Source organism: Rhizobium sp. NPDC090279 (assembly GCF_044769665.1).
In the GTDB taxonomy this organism is placed as follows: domain Bacteria; phylum Pseudomonadota; class Alphaproteobacteria; order Rhizobiales; family Rhizobiaceae; genus Rhizobium.
In genome coordinates this window covers 330,500-354,313 of sequence record NZ_JBIVYI010000008.1, presented here as the reverse complement: position 1 = coordinate 354,313, position 23,814 = coordinate 330,500, and the positions used below count along the sequence as shown (strand labels likewise).

At 58.3% G+C, this 23,814-nt stretch carries 27 protein-coding genes; 7 read left to right on the top strand and 20 right to left on the bottom strand.

Annotated features, from left to right (window positions below):
* The first annotated feature begins 23 nt into the window (after nt 1–23).
* Nucleotides 24–263: a 30S ribosomal protein S21 gene (gene rpsU, locus ACIQWP_RS21615; RefSeq protein WP_077467344.1), complete on the top strand. Its 240-nt coding sequence runs from the start codon at nt 24–26 to the stop codon at nt 261–263.
* A 92-nt stretch (nt 264–355) separates the two neighbouring features.
* Nucleotides 356–505: a hypothetical protein gene (locus ACIQWP_RS21610; RefSeq protein WP_402791886.1), complete on the top strand. Its 150-nt coding sequence runs from the start codon at nt 356–358 to the stop codon at nt 503–505.
* Nucleotides 506–879: 374 nt separating this feature from the next.
* Here the strand turns inward: ACIQWP_RS21610 and ACIQWP_RS21605 are convergent, their stop codons facing one another.
* The 4 genes from ACIQWP_RS21605 to ACIQWP_RS21590 form a co-directional block, all read right to left on the bottom strand.
* Nucleotides 880–1,302 (bottom strand): hypothetical protein, encoded by a 423-nt coding sequence (locus ACIQWP_RS21605; RefSeq protein ID WP_402791883.1) that lies wholly within the window; start codon nt 1,300–1,302, stop codon nt 880–882.
* A gap of 275 nt (nt 1,303–1,577) precedes the next feature.
* Nucleotides 1,578–4,712, bottom strand: a complete 3,135-nt coding sequence (locus ACIQWP_RS21600) for an efflux RND transporter permease subunit (RefSeq protein WP_402791880.1) — start codon at nt 4,710–4,712, stop codon at nt 1,578–1,580.
* 53 nt (nt 4,713–4,765) lie between these two features.
* Nucleotides 4,766–5,851 (bottom strand): efflux RND transporter periplasmic adaptor subunit, encoded by a 1,086-nt coding sequence (locus ACIQWP_RS21595; RefSeq protein WP_402791877.1) that lies wholly within the window; start codon nt 5,849–5,851, stop codon nt 4,766–4,768.
* 450 nt (nt 5,852–6,301) lie between these two features.
* Nucleotides 6,302–6,448 (bottom strand): DUF1127 domain-containing protein, encoded by a 147-nt coding sequence (locus tag ACIQWP_RS21590; protein WP_080739486.1) that lies wholly within the window; start codon nt 6,446–6,448, stop codon nt 6,302–6,304.
* A gap of 440 nt (nt 6,449–6,888) precedes the next feature.
* Here ACIQWP_RS21590 and ACIQWP_RS21585 point away from each other — a divergent pair, with 440 nt between their 5' ends.
* On the top strand, nt 6,889–7,185 hold the full coding sequence (locus ACIQWP_RS21585; protein ID WP_402791871.1) for a penicillin acylase family protein: 297 nt from the start codon (nt 6,889–6,891) through the stop codon (nt 7,183–7,185).
* A 12-nt stretch (nt 7,186–7,197) separates the two neighbouring features.
* Here the strand turns inward: ACIQWP_RS21585 and ACIQWP_RS21580 are convergent, their stop codons facing one another.
* The gene (locus ACIQWP_RS21580; protein ID WP_402792093.1) at nt 7,198–7,410 is read right to left on the bottom strand and encodes a YMGG-like glycine zipper-containing protein; all 213 of its coding nucleotides are present in this window, start codon (nt 7,408–7,410) and stop codon (nt 7,198–7,200) included.
* A gap of 183 nt (nt 7,411–7,593) precedes the next feature.
* Here ACIQWP_RS21580 and ACIQWP_RS21575 point away from each other — a divergent pair, with 183 nt between their 5' ends.
* Nucleotides 7,594–7,899 (top strand): ribbon-helix-helix protein, CopG family, encoded by a 306-nt coding sequence (locus ACIQWP_RS21575; protein ID WP_402791868.1) that lies wholly within the window; start codon nt 7,594–7,596, stop codon nt 7,897–7,899.
* Nucleotides 7,893–8,258 carry a type II toxin-antitoxin system VapC family toxin gene (locus tag ACIQWP_RS21570; RefSeq protein WP_402792090.1) on the top strand — a complete coding sequence of 122 codons (366 nt, stop codon included), beginning with the start codon at nt 7,893–7,895 and terminating at the stop codon, nt 8,256–8,258. Before ACIQWP_RS21575 ends, ACIQWP_RS21570 begins: the two co-directional genes overlap by 7 nt.
* A 70-nt stretch (nt 8,259–8,328) precedes the next feature.
* On the opposite strand, the gene ACIQWP_RS21565 is transcribed toward ACIQWP_RS21570, so the two are convergent.
* The 8 genes from ACIQWP_RS21565 to ACIQWP_RS21530 all read right to left on the bottom strand — a co-directional run bounded on the left by ACIQWP_RS21565 (nt 8,329) and on the right by ACIQWP_RS21530 (nt 13,710).
* Entirely contained in the window at nt 8,329–8,619 is a 291-nt protein-coding gene (locus ACIQWP_RS21565) for a hypothetical protein (RefSeq protein WP_402791865.1), read from the bottom strand.
* Nucleotides 8,620–8,801: 182 nt separating this feature from the next.
* Nucleotides 8,802–8,993, bottom strand: a complete 192-nt coding sequence (locus ACIQWP_RS21560) for a hypothetical protein (RefSeq protein WP_402791862.1) — start codon at nt 8,991–8,993, stop codon at nt 8,802–8,804.
* A gap of 67 nt (nt 8,994–9,060) precedes the next feature.
* A complete protein-coding gene (locus ACIQWP_RS21555) occupies nt 9,061–9,282 on the bottom strand; it encodes a hypothetical protein (RefSeq protein WP_402791859.1) in 222 nt (73 codons plus the stop codon).
* A gap of 107 nt (nt 9,283–9,389) precedes the next feature.
* Nucleotides 9,390–10,094 carry a TfuA-like protein gene (locus tag ACIQWP_RS21550; RefSeq protein ID WP_402791856.1) on the bottom strand — a complete coding sequence of 235 codons (705 nt, stop codon included), beginning with the start codon at nt 10,092–10,094 and terminating at the stop codon, nt 9,390–9,392.
* The gene (locus ACIQWP_RS21545; RefSeq protein WP_402791852.1) at nt 10,091–11,263 is read right to left on the bottom strand and encodes a YcaO-like family protein; all 1,173 of its coding nucleotides are present in this window, start codon (nt 11,261–11,263) and stop codon (nt 10,091–10,093) included. The genes ACIQWP_RS21550 and ACIQWP_RS21545 overlap by 4 nt, the downstream gene beginning before the upstream one ends.
* Before the next feature lie 14 nt (nt 11,264–11,277).
* Entirely contained in the window at nt 11,278–11,496 is a 219-nt protein-coding gene (locus tag ACIQWP_RS21540) for a hypothetical protein (RefSeq protein WP_402791849.1), read from the bottom strand.
* Nucleotides 11,497–11,508: 12 nt separating this feature from the next.
* Nucleotides 11,509–13,230, bottom strand: a complete 1,722-nt coding sequence (locus ACIQWP_RS21535; RefSeq protein ID WP_402791846.1) for a hypothetical protein — start codon at nt 13,228–13,230, stop codon at nt 11,509–11,511.
* A 96-nt stretch (nt 13,231–13,326) separates the two neighbouring features.
* On the bottom strand, nt 13,327–13,710 hold the full coding sequence (locus ACIQWP_RS21530; protein WP_402791843.1) for a helix-turn-helix domain-containing protein: 384 nt from the start codon (nt 13,708–13,710) through the stop codon (nt 13,327–13,329).
* Between the two features lie 358 nt (nt 13,711–14,068).
* On the opposite strand from ACIQWP_RS21530, the gene ACIQWP_RS21525 reads away from it, so the two are divergent.
* Nucleotides 14,069–14,374 carry a hypothetical protein gene (locus ACIQWP_RS21525; protein ID WP_402791840.1) on the top strand — a complete coding sequence of 102 codons (306 nt, stop codon included), beginning with the start codon at nt 14,069–14,071 and terminating at the stop codon, nt 14,372–14,374.
* A gap of 147 nt (nt 14,375–14,521) precedes the next feature.
* Here the strand turns inward: ACIQWP_RS21525 and ACIQWP_RS21520 are convergent, their stop codons facing one another.
* The 5 genes from ACIQWP_RS21520 to ACIQWP_RS21500 form a co-directional block, all read right to left on the bottom strand.
* Nucleotides 14,522–16,672, bottom strand: coding sequence for a beta-galactosidase (locus ACIQWP_RS21520; RefSeq protein WP_402791837.1), 2,151 nt, complete (start codon nt 16,670–16,672; stop codon nt 14,522–14,524).
* A 20-nt stretch (nt 16,673–16,692) separates the two neighbouring features.
* On the bottom strand, nt 16,693–17,838 hold the full coding sequence (locus ACIQWP_RS21515; RefSeq protein ID WP_402791834.1) for an ABC transporter ATP-binding protein: 1,146 nt from the start codon (nt 17,836–17,838) through the stop codon (nt 16,693–16,695).
* Between the two features lie 64 nt (nt 17,839–17,902).
* Nucleotides 17,903–18,754 carry a carbohydrate ABC transporter permease gene (locus tag ACIQWP_RS21510; protein WP_402791831.1) on the bottom strand — a complete coding sequence of 284 codons (852 nt, stop codon included), beginning with the start codon at nt 18,752–18,754 and terminating at the stop codon, nt 17,903–17,905.
* Nucleotides 18,754–19,638, bottom strand: a complete 885-nt coding sequence (locus ACIQWP_RS21505; RefSeq protein WP_402791828.1) for a carbohydrate ABC transporter permease — start codon at nt 19,636–19,638, stop codon at nt 18,754–18,756. Before ACIQWP_RS21505 ends, ACIQWP_RS21510 begins: the two co-directional genes overlap by 1 nt.
* 63 nt (nt 19,639–19,701) lie before the next feature.
* Complete coding sequence (locus ACIQWP_RS21500; protein WP_402791825.1) at nt 19,702–20,973, bottom strand: ABC transporter substrate-binding protein; 1,272 nt, start codon at nt 20,971–20,973, stop codon at nt 19,702–19,704.
* 275 nt (nt 20,974–21,248) lie between these two features.
* On the opposite strand from ACIQWP_RS21500, the gene ACIQWP_RS21495 reads away from it, so the two are divergent.
* Complete coding sequence (locus ACIQWP_RS21495) at nt 21,249–22,469, top strand: ROK family protein (protein WP_402791822.1); 1,221 nt, start codon at nt 21,249–21,251, stop codon at nt 22,467–22,469.
* Between the two features lie 409 nt (nt 22,470–22,878).
* Here ACIQWP_RS21495 and ACIQWP_RS21490 read toward each other — a convergent pair whose 3' ends face one another.
* Nucleotides 22,879–23,103, bottom strand: a complete 225-nt coding sequence (locus ACIQWP_RS21490) for a hypothetical protein (protein ID WP_402791819.1) — start codon at nt 23,101–23,103, stop codon at nt 22,879–22,881.
* 71 nt (nt 23,104–23,174) lie between these two features.
* Nucleotides 23,175–23,417, bottom strand: a complete 243-nt coding sequence (gene rpsU / locus ACIQWP_RS21485; RefSeq protein WP_402791817.1) for a 30S ribosomal protein S21 — start codon at nt 23,415–23,417, stop codon at nt 23,175–23,177.
* Nucleotides 23,418–23,814: the final 397 nt, after the last annotated feature.

Here is a 23,814-nt window from a genome sequence, read left to right as displayed (position 1 = left end):
ATCCGTGATTCTGGGAGTTTGGAATGCAAGTTCTGGTACGTGACAACAACGTTGAGCAAGCGCTCCGTTTTTTGAAAAAGAAGTTACAGCGCGAGGGCGTTTTCCGTGAGGCTCGCCTCCGGGAGCGTTTTGAAAAGCCCTCCGAAAAGCGTGCCCGTGAAAAGGCCGAGGGTATCAGACGCGTCCGCAAACTCGCCCGCAAAAAGCTTGAGCGGGAGAGCGGTATTTCAGCCCCCAAGAAGGCGAGAACTTCGGGTCGCTAATAGGGATCGAGTGACGGATGTTTCGTGTGTCGAGGACGTAACTTTCTCGCGCCAGAGACATCCTCTCCCGCACGCCGTGCCACGAGCTTCCGATGTCCGATGAAGCGTTGCTCACCGACACCTTGATAAAGGTGCCGGGCGAGCGAATGCTTTCGTTCAGCTTAGGTTCTCCTATTGCGTCGGGAAAGATTGCCCCCAATTTATCCGGCCAAGTGGATGCTTTGGAATTTTACATCCATTGACTCGGGACGGCGGGCAGCCCACGGACGACAGCTTGCTCTCGTCGGTCCTAATGGCATTGGAGCCATCGACCTTGCAATTATCTGCCACACGCAACCGCTGAAGAAGTGAGCGAGGCGTCTTCATCTGCATTAGGATCAGCGGAACATCAGCTGCTATCCCAGACCCATGCGAGAATTAGGAACCGGCAAAACGCGCGTTTCTCTCGCGAATAGCTTCTTCCGTCCTGGGAGCAAACATTTCCAATCCAAAATCAACGGCATCGGCCTGGACCTTCTCCACAAACGGCCGAAGGCTTCGATCGTATTCCTGAAACGCCAATTCGACATTGCCGTCATGCTTGGGAAGGCGTCAGCCAGAGCGGTCGCGCCGACGATCACGAGCGATCCCCCATTCCAGCCGCGGGCGTTGCGCAATAGGCGGCATCCCCGACCAGTGCGACGCGGCCTTTTGACCAGGAAGGCATTTTGATCTGGCAGAACTTGTCGAAATAGAAGTCATCGCAGCGGATCGTCTGCTCCAGAACCTCGCGTGTCCGCCAACCCTCGTCAGCGAAATGTTCGTGGATAATGCGCCGCTGCTGACCCTGATCACGGTGGTCGTAGGCAATCTCGTCCACCGAGAAGAAGCAAAACGCGATATCCGTCTTGTTGTTGTAGGCATTCAGCATCACGGCCTTGCCAGGGACATTGTAGATCTGCGTTGTATCCTCCTCGATCAACAGCCTGTCGACGATCGAGATCGCAAAGTAGTTCTGGAGGAATGCACGACGAACTGACGGGAGTGTTAGCAAATGCATTCTCGCATGCCGCAAGCCAGGCGCAAGGCGATCCCGCCGCCAACCTCGCCGCATCGATTTTCGTGACGACATGGGTCGTCGCGGCCATGGAGGCTTTCCGCGGCCACCGGGACGCTGAGCAGGCAAAATCTGTTTTTCTTGCTATCCTTGACCAAGGAGTAAAGGGCTCAAAGTCACCATGGAAGGCACCCCTTACGCGTGACGTATCCTTGGCACAGACATCAATCTGAATGGCCGCGACTTGGAAAACCAAACCGTTAATTCGTCACCATAGCCTAGTGCAAGATTTTGAGCTGCTCTTGTCCAGCGTCCTCCCTTGGCGAGCTCTGGCGGCTCTTGGTAAGCCACCTGGAAAATCCATCGAGATAGAGGTAGACAACTGGCGTGGTGAGCAAGGTCAATGCCTGACTGACGGCCAGACCACCGAACATCGCAAAGCCCAGAGGCTGGCGAAGCTCCGATCCTGTCCCATGGCCAAGCATCAGCGGCACCGCCCCCAACATGGTCGCCATGGTAGTCATCATGATCGGCCGGAACCGGATCAATGCCGCTTTGCGTATCGCCTGCTCGCTCGTCAATCCTTCGCTACGTTCTCCCTCAATGGCGAAATCGACCATCATGATGCCGTTCTTCTTGACGATGCCGATGAGAAGGATGACGGCGATCAATGCGATCAGACTGAAGTCGTAGCCGAGCAGCATCAGCGTTGCCAGTGCCCCGACACCGGCCGATGGCAAGGTAGAGAGGATGGTCAGGGGATGAATGTAGCTCTCGTACAAGACGCCGAGGATCAGATAGACCACGACGAGTGCGCCAAGCAGTAGAAGCGGGATGGAGGTCAGCGACTGCTGGAACGCCTGGGCGGTGCCCTCGAAGCTGGTATTGATCGATGCCGGCAGGTTCATCTGATGCAGGGCCGCATTGATCCTGTCCGTGGCGGCGCCGATGGACATTCCCGCCGCGAGGTTGAAGCTGATCGTGACGGAGGGGAACTGGCTCTCATGGCTGATCTGGAGCGGCTGCACCGGCACGGTGGTCCAGTGCGCCAGCACGGAGAGCGGAACGTCGGAGCCACTTGCAGATTTCACATAGAGCTTGTCCAGCGTGCTCACGTCGCTCTGCAGGCTGGGCAGCACCTCCATGATGACGTCATAACTCGACAGCTGGGTGAAATATTGCGCAATCTGACGCTGGCCGAAGGCGTCGTCCAGCGTGTTGTCGATCGCTTCCGGCTGAATGCCGTAGCGCTGCGCCTGGGCGCGATCGATGGTCAGCGTGAGTGTCGAGCCGTTCGTCTGCTGGTCTGACGCGACGCCTTCCAGACCGGGCAATGTCTGCATCTTGGCGAGCACCTTCGGCGACCAGCTGTTGAGGGCGTCGATGTCGGCGCTGGTCATGCTCATCTGGTACTGCGTGCGCGATGCACGAGCACCGACGCGCACGTCCTGCGACGCCTGGAGGAAGAGGCGCGCGCCCTCGACCTTCTGCAACTTTGGCTGCAAGCGCCGGATGATCTCGTCAGCACTCGCCTGACGCTGGTCGCGCGGTTTCAGGGTGATGAAAACCCGGCCAGTGTTCAAGGGATTGCCGACGCCGCCGACGGCCATGGCCACGCTTGCCACATCCGGATCGGCTTGAACGATGGCGCCGAGCTGCCGCTGACGGTCGAGCATCCCGGCGAAGGAAATGTCCTGCGCCGCTTCAGATTGTCCGGTGATCAGCCCGGTGTCCTGCTGTGGAAAGAAGCCCTTGGGTATCCAGATGAAGAGCAGCACGGCAAGGACAAGCGACGCGAAGAAGACGGCAAGCGTGATCAGACGGAACTTCAGCGCGAGATCGAGTGCCCATTCATAGCCATTCGTCATCGCATCAAACCCGCGTTCGCTGAGCGCGTAAAGCCTGCCATGACGCGCATGTTCATTGTCGCGCAGGAAGCGTGATGCCAGCATTGGTATCAGCGTCAGCGACACGAAGGCCGATACGGCGATGGTCATTGCAAGCGTGAGCGAGAACTCCCGGAACAGTCGCCCGATGATGCCGCTCATCAATAGCAGCGGCAAAAGAACGGCGACGAGCGAGAGGCTGATCGACAGGATCGTGAAGCCGATCTCGCCGGCACCTGTCATCGCCGCTTCGAAGCCGTCCATTCCCTCATCGATATGGCGCTGGATGTTTTCCAAGACGACGATCGCGTCGTCGACCACAAAGCCGACGGCAATGGTCAGTGCCATCAGCGAGAGATTGTCGAGCGTGAAGCCAGCAATCCACATCACCGCGCAGGCGCCGAAGAGAGCAAGCGGCACGGTCAGGCTTGGGATGAGCGTGGCCCGGACATTGCGTAGGAACACGAAGATCACGGCGATAACGAGCAGCACTGTGATCAGAAGCGTCGTGCGCACGTCGCTGACCGCGGCCCGGATTGTCTGGGTCCGATCGCTGAGGACGCCGATCTTGATGCCTGGCTGCATCGACGCGGTCAGGCGCGGCAATTCGGCAGTGATACTGTCGACTGTCTGGATCACGTTCGCGCCTGGTTGCTTGAAGATGATCAGGAAGATGCCACGCTTGCCATTGGCCCAGGCGGCCTGCTTGCTGTCCTGCGCCGCGCTGACAGCCTGGCCTATGTCGCGGATGTAGAGTGGCGAGCCGTTCTGATAGGTGACAATGACATCGTTCCATTTCGATGCCTCGGTGAGCTGGCCGTTGGTGTAGATTGTGTAGCTTCGCGATGGACCGTCGATATTGCCGGTCGGGTCGTTTTCGGTAACGCCGTTCAGCTGCGTCCGCACGTCCTCCAGCGTCAGGCCCCTCACCGCCATCTTGCCCGGGTCCAGCTGCACGCGGATGGCCGGCTTTTGCTGTCCGCCATAAAGCACTTGCGCTACGCCGGGAAGCTGGCTGATCTGCTGGCCGAGCTTCGTCTCGACCTCGTTGTCGACTGTGGTCAACGGCAGGGTGTCCGATGTCGCCGAAAGGAGAAGGATTGGCGAATCGGCGGGATTGACTTTGCGATAGGTCGGCGGATTAGGCAGGTTCGTCGGGAGTTGACCGCTGGCGGAATTGATCGCGGCCTGCACATCGTTGGCGGCACCGTCGATATCTCGATCCAGATCGAACTGCAGCGTAATTTGCGTCGAACCAAGCGAGTTCAGCGACGTCATCTCGCTCACGCCCGCAATCGAGGCAAAGGCGGTTTCGAGTGGTTGCGCGACCGACGAGGCCATGATGGTGGGGCTTGCCCCGGGCAATTGCACGGAGACCTGGATGGTCGGAAAATCCACCTGCGGCAGCGGTGCAACGGGCAGCAGCGGGTACGCCACTATGCCGACGAGCAGGATACCCGCCATGATGAGCGATGTGGCAATCGGATGTTTGATGAACGGCGAGGATGGGCCACCAAACTGAGCCATGCGAGGTTCTCACTCTTGTAATTCAGTTGCACCGGAAGCAGCGATTGTCAGGTCTACTGTGCAGCCATTGTTGTCGCGGGCGATGCGTCCGTGGCGATCTGCTGCTTGGTGTCGGCAACAAGGATGCCGGGTTGCACACGATAGGAGCCATCGGTCACCACCATCTCCCCCGGCTTCACGCCATCGGTGACCACGACATTGCCGTTGCCGGTCTCGGAGACCTTTATCGGGCGAACCTGTGCCTTGCGATCCGATCCGACAATATAGGCGAACAAGCCATCCGGGCCGTGCTGCACTGCGTCGAGCGGAATCTGCACTACATTCTTCAGCGTCGAAACGCCGAGCCTGACCGTCACCGACTGTCCCGGCCAAAGGCGATTGTCCGCATTCGCAAACGTCGCCTTGAGATTGATCGTGCCGGTCGCGACGTTGATCTCATTGTCGATGTATGAAAGCGTACCTTGCGACAGCACGGTCTTCCCATCCTCGCTTACCACCTGCACCGCCACGTCGCCAGACGCGAGCGCCTTGCTGACCGCCTGCAGCTGATCCTGCGGAGCCGGGAAGACCACGCTGATCGGCTGGACCTGTACTACGGTAACGATGCCGGTCGTATCGGTAGGCTGTACGAGGTTTCCGACATCGATCAGGCTGAACCCCGCCCGCCCGGTGAATGGCGCAGAGATCCGGCAATAGGCCAGATTGACGCTGGCGGACTGGACGGCGGCTTCGTCTGCCTGCACGGTTCCCTGATCCTGAGCGACAAGTGCTACCTGGTCATCCAACGTCACCTGCGGAGTTGCATGCTGGGCGACGAGCTTGCTGTCCCGATCGAGATCCACCTGGGCGCCTTTGAGCAGGGCCCGGTCGTGCGCCAGCTGCCCTTTTGCCTGTGCAAGCGAGGCCTCATAGGTCTGCGTATCGATCTCCACGAGCGCATCGCCCTTGTTCACCATGTTCCCTTGCGTGAAATCGACCTTGGCTATGCGACCGGTAATCTGCGAATGGACGGTGACGGTGTTGAGCGCTTGAACCGTTCCAAGCTCGTCCAGATTGACGAGGAAGTCCTGCGATTGAGCGGAAGCAAGGGTGACCGGGACGCCAGGGTTTTGTGCCGCCTTTCCGCCACCGTTCGCCACGGAGTGGTCAAGCCCCGCTAGCTCAGGTTCAATATGGGCTCTCTCTATCCACAGCGTACCCGTTATTCCGACGACAAGAATGCAGGTTATCAACGTTTTTGGGCTCTTAAGCCGAGAAGAACGCGGCAATTCGGCCATGCTCGTCATTCCCTGAACGCGGCGACCGGGATTGGACGTCGTCAGGCAGCAAATACGCTCGGTGATGGCGAATGTTTGGCCGCCGCCTTGCACTATTGCGTGATCGCCGAGTGAGGGGAGCGTGACGAGCGCAATGGCCTTGTGCAATCGACGAGGTCACCGACCGAGACGCGCTTGTTCGGTTGATGCGCTGTGCCGGATCGGCAGAGATGAAGCGAGGACCAAAGCCAATCCCCGGAGATGGACGATCAACGCAAAAACGCCCGCGTCTTAGGCGGGCGTCGAACAATCTGACAGGCGAAAGCCGTACGGTTAGCGCGCGATGGATGCGCGAGCAACGCTGCGGATGTCGGCGCGGTCGATGCCGAGGTCCTGCAGTTCGCGGCTGGACATGCGTCCCAGTTCGTTAACGGTCTGACGGAACTTGCGCCAGTTGTTGAAGGAGCGTGCAACGTTCATGATAATCCCCTTTCCTGAGGGCTATGACGTCAGCAACCCTGCTTGGCCCCGGCGTCGTTTCGATGTTTGGAATATAGGGGTTTCAATCGATTTAAAAAAGCGACGTCTCCTCATCGCACCCATGCACTCAGTGCATAGATCTTTCAGATTTAACGACAAATGATTGTTTTTTAATCTGACGAAATGATCAAACCATCTGGCTCATGCTCTTCGGTAGCCGAACATATCGCGAGCGAAACCGATTGAGCCCTCCTGCTTGCGCCAGCTGTCCGGTCGAAAGTGGGACGCTCCGCCCAGAGCCCATTTCCATTATTGACCGACCGGATGGACGGAATTCGATGTGGCGATGATCTACATCGACACGATGGCCGGCCGCTTCTCCGGCTATTCGAACGAACTGAACAACGCCAAGCTTCTGGACGCGCTTGTGGGGAAGCCGGGTGCGAAAAACAGCAAAAGCTTTCGATCAGATGCTGTGGCTCGAAGATCCGCTTGCGCCGACAACGGTTCCGGCGGGCGGTCCATATCACAGGGCTCAGCTGACGCCTCCAGCGATCGATCCCACTCGTTTTGCCGGCCTCGCCGACGAACCAAGGGGCAGCGAAGATGATCGTCCTCGTGCCAGCAATATCTGGATTCTCGGACCGAAGAAAACGACGGACGGAAACACCATACTGGTGAACGGCCCGCGCTCGTTACATACGAGCGCGAGACTATTTGAACCACTGAATGACTGATCAAGGATAGGCTCAGCACCGATCGATATACTGACGGCCAAAGCGATCACGATAATAGCATTTGTTGGGCTCATTTGCGCGCCCGATCAGTGCGCCGGTGGCGCCTCCGGCGGCCGCACCAACCGCTGCTCCACGCCAGTCATTCGTAACAATACCGCCCAAGACAGCGCCGGAAACCGCGCCGATGGCGGCAGATTTCTCGGTCCGACTGCAAGCCGCCAACATCGTCACTGCGGCGATGGCGAGTATGATTTTCCTCACAAGCATTCCTTTCAACAGAGTGGGACACGATCGAAACCCCCGATGGAATTCGATCAGATGAATTCACCGGGTCCTTGAATGAAGAGTGGAGATTACGGGAGCATTACGCAGCCCTGACGGCTGAGGCCACAAAGATCGGGAGCCGCTATGGATATTGGCGATCCAGAGGTCAAGGCGCTGGATCGGCTGGCGCAGCGGGAAAAGACATCGAGAGCAGCCCTGATCCGCAAGGCAGTTGATGATTTTCTGGCTCGAAACAGCGTTAGAGCGATTCAGCTTTTCATGGAATCCCTGAAGCGCTCTATCTTTTTGTTTTCACGCAATTCCGGACGGAAAACCGCTGTGCACTTTTCCTGGAGTTGCTCTAGTAGCGAGGAAGAGGCGTTTGGGCTCTGGGGTGATCGAAAGGTCGATGGCCTAGCATACCAGAAAGACATCCGCAGCGAATCGTAAAAGCGCTTTTCGACACGAATATCTTGATCGACCATCTCAATGCCATATCGCAGGCGCGGCACGAGCTGGCGCGGTATCCGGAAAAGGCGATCAGCAGCATCACCTGGATGGAGGTTCTCATCGGCGCCAAGCCGCCGGTCGCGATCGGGACACGTGCTTTCTTGGCAGGATTTACAGTCATCGCTGTCGATGATCACATAGCCGAATGTGCGGTATCTCTGCGACAGTTACACCGTATCAAACTGCCCTATGCCATCATATGGGCAACGGCCAACGTTCACTCGATGTTGCTGGTCACTCGAAATACGAGGGATTTTCCGAAGGAAATGCCCGACATTCGGGTGCCCTACGAGATCTGAGCGCCGTGTTCATTCTATCACAAGGCGTTATCCAGGGGTGCGGGCTCCAATGCCATTAAGAGCAAAGAGCTTATCGCTCTACCTCGCATCGGCTATAGCGTGATCTCAGTTTAGCCCGCTGTGTATTCGACATGCTCTGGGAAAAGTCGCTCAACGCCCAAAACATCGCAATCCTTTCCAGCTGGGTCGGATTCACCATTCCGCACCGAAACAAGCCGACAAGCGCGGCAGCAAAACCATCGCGGCTGTATTGAGTATCATCGAACCAGCTCTGCTTCGTAGCCAAGTCAAATACCCGTTTTATGACTTCGAGCTCGCTTTGCGACAAATCGCCTTTTGTGAAACGCTTTAACCCTTCCATCGTCGTCTCCACCGCGAGACCGCCGGCAACTCCATGTGAGCTTGGCATCGGCAGAGACTGCCATATGCCGGCTGAGTTCTCTTAGGTTTTTCTCGGCCGTTGACCACGCCTATAGGCACGACAAATGATGTCCTATCAGGCCCGATCGGGCTCATTTCAACACGCCTTTTCAAGGTCGGAGATCAAAGCCAGTTCAGCGAACGGCAGATATCCCAGACGAGAGCAAGCCACGCGACAATAAATGCTGCAAACGCCGCGAGCACGATCCTCTTGTTTCCTCGAGGTTCTTTGAAGTCTGCGACGATGCCCACGGTATCGGTGGAACCTACTTTTCTCACGGGCAAGCCCACCTTGAATAACGCTCTTTTCAACAAGCTGGATCTCTTGAAGTTTCTCTTGTCAGCTCGGTATCAAGTCGATGTTTAACTCGTTACTGTTTTGCTAGCAGTGACCATGCGTGTCACTGATAAGCGCGTTTAAATGCGCAGCCGAAAGCATCGGAAACTCGGCCGCTAAAACCAAAAAAAGAGCAGCTTGGGCCGCCTCGATAAGAGACGTGGCCTGCGGCACATCAAGTCCATTGGCGGTTTGGCCGGCATACCGCATCATTCTTATAAGAGCCAAGATCTCGCCCTGACGTTCCTGTGCTTCAAAATCGCTCACGCTAAAAAGCCCCAACCAATGATTTGATAGGGGGAGATTGCCATATTTCGATCGATAGTGTGCGTTGCAAAAGCGTTGCGCACCTATTGATTGTAAATATCGCTCAATTATATCCGGAAAAGTTGCGGAAAGAGTTTGCGCCACAGCGGTGTCGCGTTGAAAGACCAGTCCATCGAGGGCGCCCGCAAGGGCGCTTTCGCGATCGCGCGCATCAGCTCGATGGCATCCAGACGCTTCTGGTCGGTCCAGGCTTTTTCCACGAGTGTCCTCACCTGAACTACGTCCATTTCGGCGGCTTCGGCAACGCGTCTCCAGGTACGATCCTTGAAGAACAAACGCCGCGCTGCCTGGGAGAGCCGCAGAGCCTCTTCCTCATCGATGATAGCTTGGCCAATCCCTGCCTCGATAGTCGCATCGACATTGACCAGCGGCACCGACAAGGCAGGATAGCCCAGTTCCGGCGGGCCATGAAGGAGCGCGACGTCCGCATCCTCCTCCCGGCGCCCGGATGCATAATCACCGAAGATCCGGCCCACGCCGACCATGCCGTAGGCCTGGCACTCCACCGCGCGGAGCGCGCCCATGCTGGCTGCCCCAAACACGGGAACACCGCGGGACAGGGCAAAGAGTAACTCCTTGTGCCAGACCGGCGCGACGAACTCGAACTGACCGTCGATCAGGCCGATGGCAGTCGCACCATCCTCAAGGGCTCCAGCGACATCGCCCTGGCAGGCCGGCGGTCGTATGACCATCGTGTCGTCCGCAAACGCTTTGACATCGGGCAGGCTCGGCCCCACGAAGATCACGTTCATGGGAAACCCTTTGACAACGCGCGGCTACCGAAACGAATTCGGCGATCCCCGTCCGGATGTTCGAGTTGCGGCGCCAAGACCTTTGCCACCGATGCCGGCAACCATTCGGGGGCCAGCTCGATTGCATAAAGCTGGTCGATACCGCATTCCGAAAGAGTCTCGACAAGCTGCTCGAGCGCATCTTGCGCAGACCCGGCCGGTATCGTCGGCAGTTCATTAAGGTTCGTTGCGCATCGAGCCCGAAACGACAGCAGATGGGCGGGGTCGGCCCGACGTGAAAACAGCTCCGGCACAAGATCATCTCTGGCGCCGGCGATGAATGTCATTCGAGATTGCACGGCCTCGGAAATTGCCCGAGCTACGGCCACATTGGGGGACAAGGACGTGCCTGCCCCCATGGTCAAATCGACATATCTCAGCGAGTTGTCATCCCCTTTCGGCCGCAGCAACGCGACGACGGAAGCAATAGAGAGATCACTCGTCACATCGAAAAGAGCGAGATCGAAGTCCGCCGAGAAAATCTTCTCGAGCATCTCGCGAATATCCTCATCTTCGATGCTATGCGGATCTATGCGGCGTTCATAGCGATACTCCGGCTCGCTGACATTCCAGAGGACACAGGCATCGCGCTCTACCCGCTCCAGCAATCCGTGCAGGACTGCCTCGTGCCAAGTGTTCCCTGACGCCAATCCGTCCGATGACACCCAAAATCGCGGGCTGGCATGCGTCCGGTCGAGATGAATGGCCTCGAAAGGTACGAATATCGACGCGTTCTTCACCAGATCGCGGGCTTGAGACCATCTGATCTGTTCTGTGGCCTCTGCCGGTTGCGCGCCAATCGCCAGCAGATCGTCCAGGCAATCCATCGCATGACCGGTTGCGGCAAGATCATCCGGACTTGCCATCAACGCCGAACAGTAGGGTTGGGTCGCGACCGATCGCTCGATCGCTTCCATCACCGCGGATGTCTTCGCGGTGATATCGTCAAGGCCTTTGCCCTGGGCGACGACGATCGCCCTGGAATTCGGGGCGTAGGCACACCAAACGGGAATACCTATTCGGTCGAGCTCGGTCTGACGGCCGACACGGGTTATGCCAAGCCGCCCTAGGTAGGGCAAAACCCTCGATAGGGTTTCGCCGGGAGAGCAGGCTCTAAAGTTATTTGACACCGATCAACGATCGCCTAGCCTTCAAAGAGGCCCGACGCCACGACGGTTGCTGATGTCAACGTCACAGCGAAATCGACATCTTTCTCCACTCTGATCCCCTTGGCCCGCCACGATTCAGCCTTCCCCAGATCGCCCGTCAGCCGGTGCTTGTACTGAACGATCGTCCCCTTTTCGAGGTCAGCCAGCCAAAGTCCCTTTTCACCCTTGATGCCAATCAGAACTGCCCTTGTCATGATCTCTTCCTCTCAAAAACCGGCCTTCAGCAGGCCTTCCCTATAATGCTCTGTCTGCCACTTTTCCTTGATTGGAATCATGGCAAGCCATGCCTCAAGATCGAAATCCGGGTTATCTCGCAAGGCGCGCTGTCGATACGCCTTAGCTTTCGCGAGATCCCCCAGCATTGCCCAACTTGCTGCCGCAAGCCTGCTTGCCGGTCCCGGGTCCCTCATCCTGTCCAAATAAGCCAAAGTTTCGGCGTACTGTCCAAGAAAATAGCTCGCTCCTGCTGCGGTCCAGTAATAGTAGTCCGGGGCAAGCGGATTGAGATCGAGAGCGGTTGCAACCTTCTCCAATGCCACTTTAGGATTGGCGCCGTGGGTGAGACTGTCGGCGTGGCTACAAATCACATCCGCATAATGCGGGCTGAGGTCCTCGGCATTCGACAAGGCCTCGAGGCTGCCGTCGATATTTCCGCGGTAGAGCCGGGCAACGCCAATTTCCTTGAAGCCTCCGGCGAACTGATCGTCATCGCGGATCGCCTCCGCCGCCATTTTTTCCGCCTGCTGCAACAGATCGGCATCGCCGCGGGCCGTCAGAACCCATTCCATCGTCAATGTTCTCGCGATGCCCGCAAGTGCCGCCGCAAAACCCCGTTCATGCTCAAGAGCCTGCCTGAAATGCTTGCGCGCGCGGCGGACATTCTGAAGGTTCAGGCGGGACAGGCATTGTACGCCCTCAAGATAGGCGAAATAGGCCTGAGGCTTGCAACTGAAATCGGAAACGATGTTGTGAAAGGCGCCAACACGCTCGATGATGGAGTGCTGGATCGCCGTGGCGATCGCGTTGCGATGCTCAGTTATGGCTGCGCTGTCCAATTGAACACGCGTTGCCCAGACAATCTCGTCGCGTGGCATGAAAATCAGCTGCGCGAAAAGACTGTCGTCCGTCCTCTTCGTATCGAGGGCATAGACCACATTGTGTTGCCTAAGAAGGCCGGCCTTGTCGTTTGAGGAGCGAATCTGCTCGGCGGTGTAGGGAGCAACGACAGATACGCTTCGGTCGATGCAAAGACTGATCGTCAAGTCTTCGATAACAGCATTTGCGACCGATCCGGCTCGCTCTGAATCCTCCAGCGTCTCGGGAGGAAGCAGGGCGATACGCGGCATTTGGTTGTCGGCGGTGATTGGAATCCAATCTTCAGCGGGATAGCTTGAATTGGGATCTCTCATTTCGCCAATCACCTGGATGTAGGAGGTGATTTTCTCGCCGAGCGCTATCCTGACCTCATCATCGGTCTGGTCCCGGTCCAGCAGAATCATGGCCACACGCTTCAATTCGCCGCGATGTTGGGACCAGGAGGGCTGCTTCATTGTCTCGAAGAATTCTGCTCGCAGCTCCCGTGTGAACCGTGCTCGAACATCGCGTACCCACACAGCCGCAGCTCCGGAGCCGTTGCCATAAGTGGGTAGAAAATTCTTGGCGACGGCATCGGCGAGCGCGCCAAGCTTGGCAACGCCAGCGGCAGTTTCGATGCTATCCAGATCGCATTGCAATGCATCGAAATTCAAAGCGAGGTTCGCCGCAACACTGCTGATCAGCGGCCTGGAGGACTCGGACGTCGCAGTCGCCAAGCGTAGGAGGGTCGATCTCATATTGGCGCCAGCCGCCTGAAGGTTGCCCGACCAGAGAAAAGCCGCCAGATCCTTCCGCGGTATCGACTGTCGACAATCGTAGAGATAGGCCAGCATGAGCAGCGCCTGTCCTGGCACGTTCACACGATCGCCTTTCTCATCGTAAAGCGCGCAACTGCCAAGTGTCGTTAAATGAAATGTCATCTTGCTAGGTCAGCGCTCGCTATCAGGTTCGCTTGAGTGCACGAAGGCGAGTATCCTCGCCCGCAATCGCTTATCTTCAATCCCCAACAAGGCTGTCTGCAGAACGGCCCTATGATTTTTAGCAAGTTGAAATTTAGCCGCGTCCTCCACAGAAGGAAGGGCGTCGTCAGATGTGCTTCTGAAGAAAAACATGACAGGCACGTCGAGGATTTCTGAAATGCTTAGGAGGCGACCAACACCGATTTTCTCGACGCCGCGTTCCCATTTCGCAAGCTGTTGGGGGCTTACGCAAAGCTTCTCGGCTAATATACCCTGCGCAATTGATAATTCCTCCCGGCGCAGCCGGATGCGTGATCCAATCTCCACATCGATCGCGTCGGATTTATTGTCCATGAGGAAACCGCCAGAAGAGAAACTGCTTTCATGTTCGCAGGTTTCTCTCGAATTCACAATGTTCTAGCGGGGTCGTCAAACCCAAATTTGCACTGCGTTAAGAAGTTTCCGATCCGCAATATTGAGAAGCTGGCAAAATCCTTCTTCACGGCGACAAAATGCCAGCCGAGGTCCTCATTGCACATTTGCAGCCGGGAGGCGGCTCCACCCCCTAGATGCACGCGGGATGCGCTCGGGTGGATTCTCCAGGCGTCGATGGACGATCAATCGATAAAGGATGGGCTGTGCAAAGTTTGAGTTGACCGTTTTCGACAGCGAGGCGAAACTTGCGACCTGGAGCGAGGCAGGAGGAAAAGCGATGGACGAGCCAGACCGCTGGCGCCACATGGCAAGCGCACCGAAAGACGGCAGCCGTATCCTTGTCACGATCCGCCCGTCCGAACAGGGGCCGGCAGAGGTTGACCTCGCCTATTGGTCGAATGGCGATCGGTTGGGCACGGAAGGCTGGCGGGCCTCTGACTCCTCACCCGGGCACGTCATCGAATATGCCGAGCCGGAATTGAAGTGTTGGATGCCGATGCCCGTGGCCAATCTCAAGCGCACCTCGATGCCCTCACCCTGGGAAGGCGACGACACCCAGCAGCTCGACGGGTCAGGCATTTAGGAATTCGCGCCCACCGTCTTGCAGAGCTTTGAAAGGCGGCGGGCGGAAAAATCCAGTTGCGCTATCCGCAACCATCCTTCGCGATGGAAATGTAAACGTATGGACCTAAGCGAGTGATCCGCCAAGCTTGGGGGGACAATGGATATGTCACGCGCGATCACGAAGTTCGATGATGGCGCAGCCATAAGCATCCAGCGATAAGCCTCCGGATACGGCCGTTCCACGATCGAGAAGATTGATTCCGGCCGGGACCTCACCCAGTTCGACAGGCTGATCGAGATAGTTCTGCAGGAAAAGCAGGCGCCGCTCATCATTCTGGCGCATCGTCACCTCGACACCATCTGGCAGGCCACCGACGAGCGGCTCAATTCCCGCTTCCGCAAACGTCCGATCAGCCAGGGCGTCGGTCAATTCCGGCGTCAGGTAGGTGCCGAGATAAAGTACCCTGCCCTTGCCAACCCGACGCAACGTCGCCATCGGCTGACCTTCGGCATAGCGGTTCGACCATGTGGCAATGACCTCGACATCATCGGCAACGACCAAGTTCTCATAGAAGTGAGCCGCCTCGATCTCGCGATTGCCGAAGGTGAAACGGCGAACGCGGCGATGAGATTCTGCCGGGCGATTGGGCGGGATGACAAGGCCGCCCGATCGGGACATGACGTCGAAAAGCCCCTTGGCACCCGGTGCCGCCAGCCGGCCGAAATCCTCGACCTTGACGCCTGTCAGCCGTGTCAGCGTCGATCCGGGCGCCGTTTCGCGGATGACGTGATTGTTTTCGTCACGCGTGCCAGTACGCGCGCCGATGACGACCGTGCCTCCGTCTCGGGCAAAGGCTTCGAGCCGTTCGGTCCAACCGTCCTTCCACATCACCCAGTGCGGTACATAAAGCAGCTTCAACCGGGAAAGATCGTCCTCAGGATGGATGAAGCCGCAGGCAATGCCGCGATCATAGCAATATTGATGCAGCTGAACCGCATCGTCCTGCGGGCTTGGCAGCCCAATCGAATAGGTCTTGTGCGCTTCCTGATTGTCGAAATCCGAGCCGGCGATACCGACATCCATGCGCACATGGGTGCCGAGGATCTTGTCCTTCAACGCCGTCATCTCGGTGGCGAACTGCTTCGCCTCGTCGTAACGGTGACGCGGCACGTCATCGTGATCGATGACACCCATCCAGTATATCTCGGCACCGAAATGCGCCGGCCGCCAACGGAAGAACATCAGGCCATCGGCGCCGCGCGCGACCGAGGACATGGCCATCCGCCGCATTTCGCCAGGCTCCGGCGTCAGCGTGCAGAAGCCGGGCTGGCTGCCGAATCCGGATTGCTGCTCGGGTACGATGTAATTGCCGGAGAATCCGCGGCAGATGTCGAGATGAAGCGCCTGCACCTTGGCGTGATTGCCGATGCGCTGGAACTCGTCATAGAGCATCGGATAGATATCATAGCCGACGAAATCGAGATCGGTGGAGAACTGACCACGGAAGTCTATATCGCGCAGACCGCCGAGATTGTGGAAGATGAACCATTCAGGCTTGGTGGCACGCAGGATCTCCACCTGATCGTACTGGAAGCGCGCCGTCGCGAAGGCCAGGAAGCGGTGATAGTCCTGCAGATGTCCCGGGCTTGGGAAGGTCGGCCCGAACTCGATCGGAAGCACGACCTGGCTGAAATCATCATAGGCCGTCGCCCAGAAATCACCGCCCCAGGCGAAATTGAGCTTGTCTATCGTGCCGTATTTAGCGACGAGAAAGGCTTGGAATTCCGAAAGCGTCGCGGCCGAGAAGGATTCCGGCATGCTGGTGTTGAGCTCATTGTCAGTCTGCCAGCCCACGACATGCGGATTGTCCCGATAATGCTCGGCCATCGCCTTGGTGATGCGCTTGCTATGCTCGCGAAACACCGGGCTTGCAGTGTCGGCATGCTGGCGCGAACCGTGGCTCATCTTGCGGCCATTGCCATCGACACGAAGGATTTCGGGATGGGCAACCGTCAGCCAGCGCGGCGGCGTCGCCGTCGGCGTGCACATGATAATATCGATGCCGTGGCGTGCCAGCACCTCGATGGCGCGGTCGAACAGATCGAAATCGAACATACCCAGCTTCGGTTCGAACAGATGCCAGGCGAACTCCCCGAGGCGGGCGACATTGAAGCCGGCCTCGGCCATGCGCTTGGCATCGCGCTCCCAATAGCTCTCGGCGACATGTTCCGGATAATGCGGTGCGCCGACGAGAAACCTGTCGGTCTTGATGGTCCGCCATACGGAAAGGTCGTTCTTGCTGCTGCTTGCTGACACGGTATCAGGCTCCTGAACTGTTATTTGTCGAGTATTGGCTTGCGAACGGTGATGGTTCGCTCGTTCTGGGTGGAAAACAGGTAGATCTCGCGCGGGTCGATGCTGAGGCTGACCGGCGCATCGGCATTGATGCCGGCGACATGGCCGATCTGGACGGTGATGTTGCCGGTGCCGCTTTCAGAGCTGACGCATTGCAGCTCGCCTGCATCGACATAAAGAATGGTCTCGCGGCCGAGATGCTCGACGAGACGGACACAGCCGGCAATCTCCGCGCCGGCAGATGGGGTATCCGCAACCGCGATGCTTTCCGGCCGGATGCCGAGGGTCAGCTTCGCCCCCTTCTCGACCGACGAACCGGCCGCAAGTTCAACTGGGATGGGCGCCAGACCCGGAGCGGAAACTGTGACCGAGTTTCCCGAGACCTGATCGACCGCGACGGGGAAGAAATTCATTCTTGGCGCGCCCAGGAAACCGGCAACGAAGAGATTGATCGGATTGCGGTAAAGCTCCAACGGCGATCCCACCTGCTCGATGAGCCCGCGATTGAGAACGACGATGCGGCTTGCCATCGTCATGGCCTCGACCTGGTCGTGGGTGACATAGACCATGGTAGCACCGAGCTCGGCATGCAGGCCGCTCAGCTCAACACGCATCTGCGTGCGAAGTGCCGCATCCAGATTGGACAGCGGCTCGTCGAACAGGAAGACATCCGGGGAGCGGGTGATGGCGCGGCCGATGGCCACGCGCTGGCGCTGGCCGCCGGAAAGCTGCTTCGGCCGCTTGTCGAGCTGGTCGGTAATCCTGAGGATTTTGGCGGCGCGTGCCACCGCCGCATCGATCTCCGCCTTCGGCCTTTTCGCCATGCGCAGACCGAAGCCCATATTCTCGGCGACCGTCATGTGCGGGTAGAGCGCGTAGGACTGGAACACCATGGCAATGCCGCGATCGCCGGGTTCGGCGGTGCTGACATCGCGGCCGCTGATCATGATCTGGCCGGAAGAGATTGTCTCCAGTCCGGCGATCGATTTCAACAGCGTGGACTTGCCGCAACCGGACGGTCCCACCATGACGATGAATTCGCCCTGCTCGACCGAGAGATCGATGCCGCGCAACGCATGATAGGCGCCGTAGTTCTTGTTGACGTGACGAAGTTCGAGACTGGTCATGCTTCAAGGCTCTCAAGGAAAGGATTGGCACATAGGGCGACGGCAGGGATGGCAGACGGATCGCTCATCCCTTCACCGCGCCCATGGTGAGACCGGCGATGAAATGCCGCTGCATGAGGAAGAACATCACGACCGGAGGTACCGCGACGACAATCGTGCCGGCCGAAATCAGGTTCCACGCAGAAACCCATTCGCCACGCAGATTGGCGAGCCCTGCCGTGACCGGTTTCACCGTATCGCTCACCGTCAGCACCACGGCCCAGAAGTAATCGTTCCAGACGAAGGTGAAGATCAGGATCGCAAGCGCCGCCAGCGCCGGCCGCACGAGAGGCACCACCACGTGAATGAGGGTCTGGAACGGCGTCGCGCCCTCCGCCCTTGCCGCCTGGAACAGCTCGTCCGGCAGCGCGGCGATGAAATTGCGCATGAACAGCGTCGCAAAACCGGTCTGGAAGGCGATATGGAAAATGACCAGCGCCGCCGTCGTGTCGTAAAGGCCGATGCGCACCATCAGGTCGCGCACGGGGATCATCATGATCTGATAGGGCAGGAAATTGCCGCCGACGAACAGGGCGAAGACGAGCATGTTGCCGCGGAAGCGATAGCGCGCCAATACGAAGCCGGCGAGCGTGCTCAAGATCAGCACGCCGATGACGGCGGGTATCGTGATTGTCAGGCTATTGAGGAAATAGCGCGCCATCGGCGTCTGGGTGAAGACGGAGGTGTAGCTATCCACCAGGCCGAATTGCGTCGGCCAGCCCCAGAGATTGCCGCCCATCACATCCTGCGTCGAACGGAACGAGGTCAGGATGATGGCGAAGAGCGGGCATAGCCAGAGGATTAAGATGGCGAGCACGGCGATGAAATAGAAGCGGCGACACCAGATGGCATCTTCGGGGATCGGGCGCGGATACATCAGGCCCCTCTTTCTTCGATGCGGATGATGCGCGTGAGATACCAGACGATGAATACGGCCATGATCACGAACAGGACCGAGGCGATCGCCGCGCCATAGCCGAAGCGATAGGAGAAGATCGATTGTTCGAACATCTGGTAGGCGAGCACTTCGGACGAGCCGAACGGGCCGCCCTGTGTCATGACCGAGACCATGTCGAAGGACCGGAGCGCACCGACGACAGTGACCGCAATGGCGATGAAGGTAACCTGCGTCAGCTGCGGCAGGACGATGTGGCGCAGCATGTTCCAGCCCCTCGCCCCATCGACGCGGCCGGCGCCGATCAGTTCCTCGCTGAGGCTGTTGAGGCCGGCGAGGTAGAGCACCATGCAGAAGGCGATCTGCGGCCAGAGCGCTGCGATGACGATCGCGAAGGTGACGAAATGTTCGTCTGAAAGCACGGCCGGTGCCGTCGCGCCGAAGAAACCGAAGATCAGGGCGAGCAATCCAAGCTGTGGCGTATAGACCCAGGTGAAGACGACGCCGACTGCGACCGACGCCAGCACCAGCGGGATGAAGAAGAGCGACTTCATCAGCCGCATGCCGCGGATCTTCTGATTGACGAGTAAGGCGATCGCCAGCCCGATGGGCGGCGCTGCCATGAACATGACCAGCCAGATCACGTTGTTCTTCAGCGAGACGTAGAATTGCGGGTCGTTGAACAGCTCGACGTAATTGCCGAAGCCGATCCAGACCATCGGGCTGAAACCGTCCCAATCGTGCAGGCTGATCCAGAGGCTTTCCACCGCCGACCACAGGATGACGACGGAAAAGAGAACGGCCGCCGGCAAGATCAACAAGGTCGGAGTGAGCCACCAGCGATGATGGCGCCAGAATATCATCATATGATCCTCTTTCGGTATGGAGAGGCGGAGCAGCACCCCGCCTCCCGGTCGCTGGGAGGAGAACTAGAGCTTGTAGATACGTTTGCGCGTACCCTCGAGCCGCTTCAGGATCGCGTCACGCCGCTCGGGCTTTGCCATGAATTCCTGGAAGCCGACGAGGCCGGCCTGGGCCATGTCCGGGTCGCTGTCGCGGTCGTAATATTGCGAGGTGCCCTGTACCGTCTTCAGCGCATCGACGGCGGCGTTGACGAGCGGGTCCTTGCTCGGCGGCAGGTCGTTGCGCGGTGGCACGTTGCCGCCAGGCACCAGATAGGGGCCGAGATTTTCCGGCCGATAGAAATAAGCGAGGAACTCGCGCGCACTCTGCTTGTTCTTGGCATTGGCGGGGATATGCACCGAATTCAGTGAGAATTCCTCGAAACGGCCGACCTTCGCATCGATCGCCGGGAAGGGTGCAAAAGCGAGCTGATCGAGATCCTCCTTCGGGAAGGTGGAGCGGACGAAAGCGCCGAGATTCATCATGCCGGCCTTCTTCTGCGACAGCAGAGCCCCCGCCTCCTGCCAGCCGAAGGACGTGTTGTTCGGCGTGAAGAAATCCTGCTTGATCAGTGTTTCCCAATTGTCGAACACCGGCTTCAGCGCCGGATCGAGATAGCTCATCTCGCCATTCATCAGAGCCATATGCTTGTCGAGGCCATTTATGCGCAGGTTCATCTGGTCGAACCAGCCGGCTGCCGGCCACAACTCCTTGGTGCCCATGGCGATCGGCGTCAGGTTCGCAGCCTTGCACTTGGCGCCGAAAGCCAGGAAATCGTCCCAGCTTGCGGGAACCGCTGTACCGAGCTGGCTGAAGACATCCTTGCGATAGAACATACCCCAGAGCGTGCCGCCGGTCGGCAGCCCGTATTGCTTGCCGTCGACCGTGACAGAGCCGGCGGCGGCACCGAGCACATCCTTGTATTTCTCCTTCTCGAAAAGATCGGAGATGTCATCGAAGAGGCCGCGCTTGACGAAGGCGCGCATGCGATTTCCCGAAAACCAGAAGCAGATGTCGGGCGCGCCGGCGACCAGGTAGTTGCGGATCGCCGTCTTGTGCGCTTCATGGTCCATGTTGTTGACCACGACCTTGACGCCGGCCTGCTTGCCGAAATCGTCGGCGATCTTGCGCAGGATTCCCAGCGCCTCAGCGTTGCTTTCATCGGAAATGATATTGATGTCCTGGGCCTGCGCGATGGCAGGCATCGGAAAACCTGCGAGTGCCGCGACGGAAGCCGCCCCTGCACCCTTCAAGAAGACACGCCGGCTCGCCGGCCTTCCAAGCAAATTGAAAGTCATTTGAAACTCCTCCCGTTGTGACGTCTGCCCTCACCCTTGGTCAGCGCGACAGACGAATGCACGGTGGGCGCCCCTCTTGCCCTTCCACGCATGGTCGCAACGACCCGACCGCGGCAGCGCATATGCACTGCCCGGACCATTGGGTTCGTGAAACCTTGTCCTACTGCTGACTTCTTCGTGGCTATGCACGAGCCGGATGTTGATCGACGCGTGAAGTTATGCATAAGTCTGAAACGGACGCAATAATTAATTTACAAAATTAAGAAAGAGAAATCGTGAAGCTGAAAGGCGACCAGAGCACGTCGCGCGCCCTGAACCGGCGGCTCATCCTCAACCTTCTGCGGCAGGAGGGGCCGAGAAGCCGTGCCGAAATTGCAACGATCACCGGCCTCAGTCCGGCCGCTGTCACCTTCGTCATTGCTGATCTGATCGAGGAAGGACATGTCAGCGAAGGCAAGGCCGTGGCCGGGCTTTCGGGCCGGCGCCCCATCCCCGTCGAGATCAATTATGCCAATGGGCTCGCGATCGGCTTCAAGCTGATGGTCGGCTCCGTGGAATGCGTCGTCACCGATCTGGCGACCAACCCACTTGCCTCCTGTCGGCTGGCCCTCATCGACAATGAGCCGGAGAATGTCGCGAAGGCGCTGGCCGAAGCCGTCCCCCAGCTCGTGGAGGCTGCGGGACGTCCGCATGCGCGGCTGGCAGGCGTCGGCATTTCCGTACCTGGTGTCATCGACAACGGTCAGGCTGTCTGCGTGCGCAGCTTTCGCTTCAAATGGAATAACGTGCCTTTTGCATCGATGGTGGCGCAGAAGGTCAAGGTGCCCGTCTGGCTCGAGGACGATACGAACGCCTATGCCATCGCCCAACAGCTCTTCGGCCCGGGGCGACAACACCGCAATATGGCGGTCCTTGCCATCGGGGTCGGCATCAGCTGCGCTATCATCGTCGATGGAAAGCTCTACCGCGGCGCTCATGGTGCAGCTGGCAAATTCGGCCACACCCTGCATGAGGAAAATGGCCGACTTTGCGAATGCGGCAAGCGCGGCTGCCTGATGGCCTACTATTCCGAGCCTGCCATGCTCCGCACATGGCGCGAGGCGACCAAGCGTGACGAAAGCTACGACCTTTCCAATATGCTAGAGGCTGCGAAGGCAGGAGAGGCAGAGGTCAACGCGATCCTTCACGAAGCAGGTTCGGGGATTGGCCGGGCACTTGCCAATCTCGTCAATATCACCGACCCCGAGGTGATCGTGGTCGGCGGCGAAGCGGTCTCATTCGGGGATACTCTTTTCGGCCCCCTGAAATCCGCTATGGATGCCCGGACTTTTTTTGCCTCACCGCCTCTTCTGCCCGATTGGGAAGACAATTCCTGGGCACGCGGCGCGGCCGCCCTCGTCACGCAGAAGTTTTTCGACTTCGAAACCGCAGACGGAACAACAGGAGTAAACGAGCCAATCGCGCAGACCGGTGCCGTCACATTGTTTAGGGTGTAGACGCACGGTATCCATTACCTGCATTTAAGCGAGTTCGATCGCCCGGAAGCTTTTGCGCGTTCGTTCTCGTCTTCGCAATGACGAGCGAACTGCCCGTCGAGGATTGCTCAATCTTTTGTGCCAGCGATGCTCGACGCCGCGCATGACCTTTTGCTTCGTGGCTCCATAAGAAAGCAGCTTGTCCGTGATCATGCGTTTCGGTGCTAAACGACGAAAGCATGTGGGACCTCGTCGATCTCAGCGACGAGAGCCAAACTCTGGATGAGGCGGTCAGACGGTATCGTCTGGGAAAATTCGACATGAACTTGCGTTCATTCCCAGGGTTGACGCTCGTCTATCTTCTAGGAAGGCTCCCGCAATTATCCGATGGCCATCGTCCAAATGCCGGGAAGTCATGTTTCCAGGGCGGCTAGGTCTTGGAGGCTTTCACAGGGCCTGACTTGACACGGCCGGTTTTTTTCGGAGTTTCCGCTACAGGCTGGGCTAAACGAAGAGCGCGAAGTCTCTCCGTTTTTGTCTCCCTGATGGCGGCTTCGGCGTCGATAATATCCCGAGCGTTGGCATCGGTCTGCGCCAATTTGGTTTCGGCTGTAGACTTGGCCGGCTTGAAAAAGCGGTCTTTTGTCGCTGTCATGCTTACCTCTCTAGCGATAGATGCAGTGTGCAGTCTGGCGCGTGAACGGAACTTTGCCGAAAGGAAGGCGCTTAGCGCGCCCTTGCGATTGCCTTCTTTTTGGGAGCCGGGAGAAGTCCCTCCCGCTGCGCTTGCTTGCGGGCAAGTTTGCGCGCACGACGAATAGCCTCGGCCTTTTCACGCGCACGTTTTTCCGAGGGCTTTTCATAGGCACTGCGGGCTTTCATCTCGCGGAAGACGCCCTCGCGCTGCAGCTTTTTCTTCAAGGCGCGAAGCGCTTGATCGACATTGTTATCCCGTACAAATACCTGCAAAATATCTCCTGACGCGGCTATGCCGCTATTTCCTAATCCTCATAGCACCAATGTTGACCCACGAACGGCGATCATTTGCGGTGGTCATGGGCTGTCTATGGCCAAGGCCCTCGGAAGCATCTTGGTCTATGTCCGCTTCCGAAATACGACGTTCGCAATTCTCATCGTCGAAGCGAACGCGATATTGAGGAATTCCATCCGATCGCGGCAGAGCCGCTATCACCAGGCGGTTTGGCTCCTCTCGCCATCGCGACAGGCCTGCCATTCAAGACGAGCGTGTCGCCGCGGTGATAGCAATGCTTGGACATTGCGACCTCCATGCGATCAAAGACAAAAAGGCCGGGTTTGGCGCCCGACCTTCCACCATCATCAATCTGGCGCGCCAGTTCATCCGTGG

Bases quoted from the DNA above. Each gene is read 5' to 3' on its own strand.
- rpsU (WP_077467344.1), top strand. From the start codon at position 24: ATGCAAGTTCTGGTACGTGACAACAACGTTGAGCAAGCGCTCCGTTTT.
- ACIQWP_RS21610 (WP_402791886.1), top strand. From the start codon at position 356: ATGTCCGATGAAGCGTTGCTCACCGACACCTTGATAAAGGTGCCGGGC.
- ACIQWP_RS21605 (WP_402791883.1), bottom strand. From the start codon at position 1,302: ATGCATTTGCTAACACTCCCGTCAGTTCGTCGTGCATTCCTCCAGAAC.
- ACIQWP_RS21600 (WP_402791880.1), bottom strand. From the start codon at position 4,712: ATGGCTCAGTTTGGTGGCCCATCCTCGCCGTTCATCAAACATCCGATT.
- ACIQWP_RS21590 (WP_080739486.1), bottom strand. From the start codon at position 6,448: ATGAACGTTGCACGCTCCTTCAACAACTGGCGCAAGTTCCGTCAGACC.
- ACIQWP_RS21580 (WP_402792093.1), bottom strand. From the start codon at position 7,410: ATGTTGGCGGCTTGCAGTCGGACCGAGAAATCTGCCGCCATCGGCGCG.
- ACIQWP_RS21575 (WP_402791868.1), top strand. From the start codon at position 7,594: ATGGATATTGGCGATCCAGAGGTCAAGGCGCTGGATCGGCTGGCGCAG.
- ACIQWP_RS21565 (WP_402791865.1), bottom strand. From the start codon at position 8,619: ATGGAAGGGTTAAAGCGTTTCACAAAAGGCGATTTGTCGCAAAGCGAG.
- ACIQWP_RS21550 (WP_402791856.1), bottom strand. From the start codon at position 10,094: ATGAACGTGATCTTCGTGGGGCCGAGCCTGCCCGATGTCAAAGCGTTT.
- ACIQWP_RS21540 (WP_402791849.1), bottom strand. From the start codon at position 11,496: ATGACAAGGGCAGTTCTGATTGGCATCAAGGGTGAAAAGGGACTTTGG.
- ACIQWP_RS21535 (WP_402791846.1), bottom strand. From the start codon at position 13,230: ATGCTGGCCTATCTCTACGATTGTCGACAGTCGATACCGCGGAAGGAT.
- ACIQWP_RS21530 (WP_402791843.1), bottom strand. From the start codon at position 13,710: ATGGACAATAAATCCGACGCGATCGATGTGGAGATTGGATCACGCATC.
- ACIQWP_RS21525 (WP_402791840.1), top strand. From the start codon at position 14,069: ATGGACGAGCCAGACCGCTGGCGCCACATGGCAAGCGCACCGAAAGAC.
- ACIQWP_RS21515 (WP_402791834.1), bottom strand. From the start codon at position 17,838: ATGACCAGTCTCGAACTTCGTCACGTCAACAAGAACTACGGCGCCTAT.
- ACIQWP_RS21510 (WP_402791831.1), bottom strand. From the start codon at position 18,754: ATGTATCCGCGCCCGATCCCCGAAGATGCCATCTGGTGTCGCCGCTTC.
- ACIQWP_RS21505 (WP_402791828.1), bottom strand. From the start codon at position 19,638: ATGATGATATTCTGGCGCCATCATCGCTGGTGGCTCACTCCGACCTTG.
- ACIQWP_RS21500 (WP_402791825.1), bottom strand. From the start codon at position 20,973: ATGACTTTCAATTTGCTTGGAAGGCCGGCGAGCCGGCGTGTCTTCTTG.
- ACIQWP_RS21490 (WP_402791819.1), bottom strand. From the start codon at position 23,103: ATGACAGCGACAAAAGACCGCTTTTTCAAGCCGGCCAAGTCTACAGCC.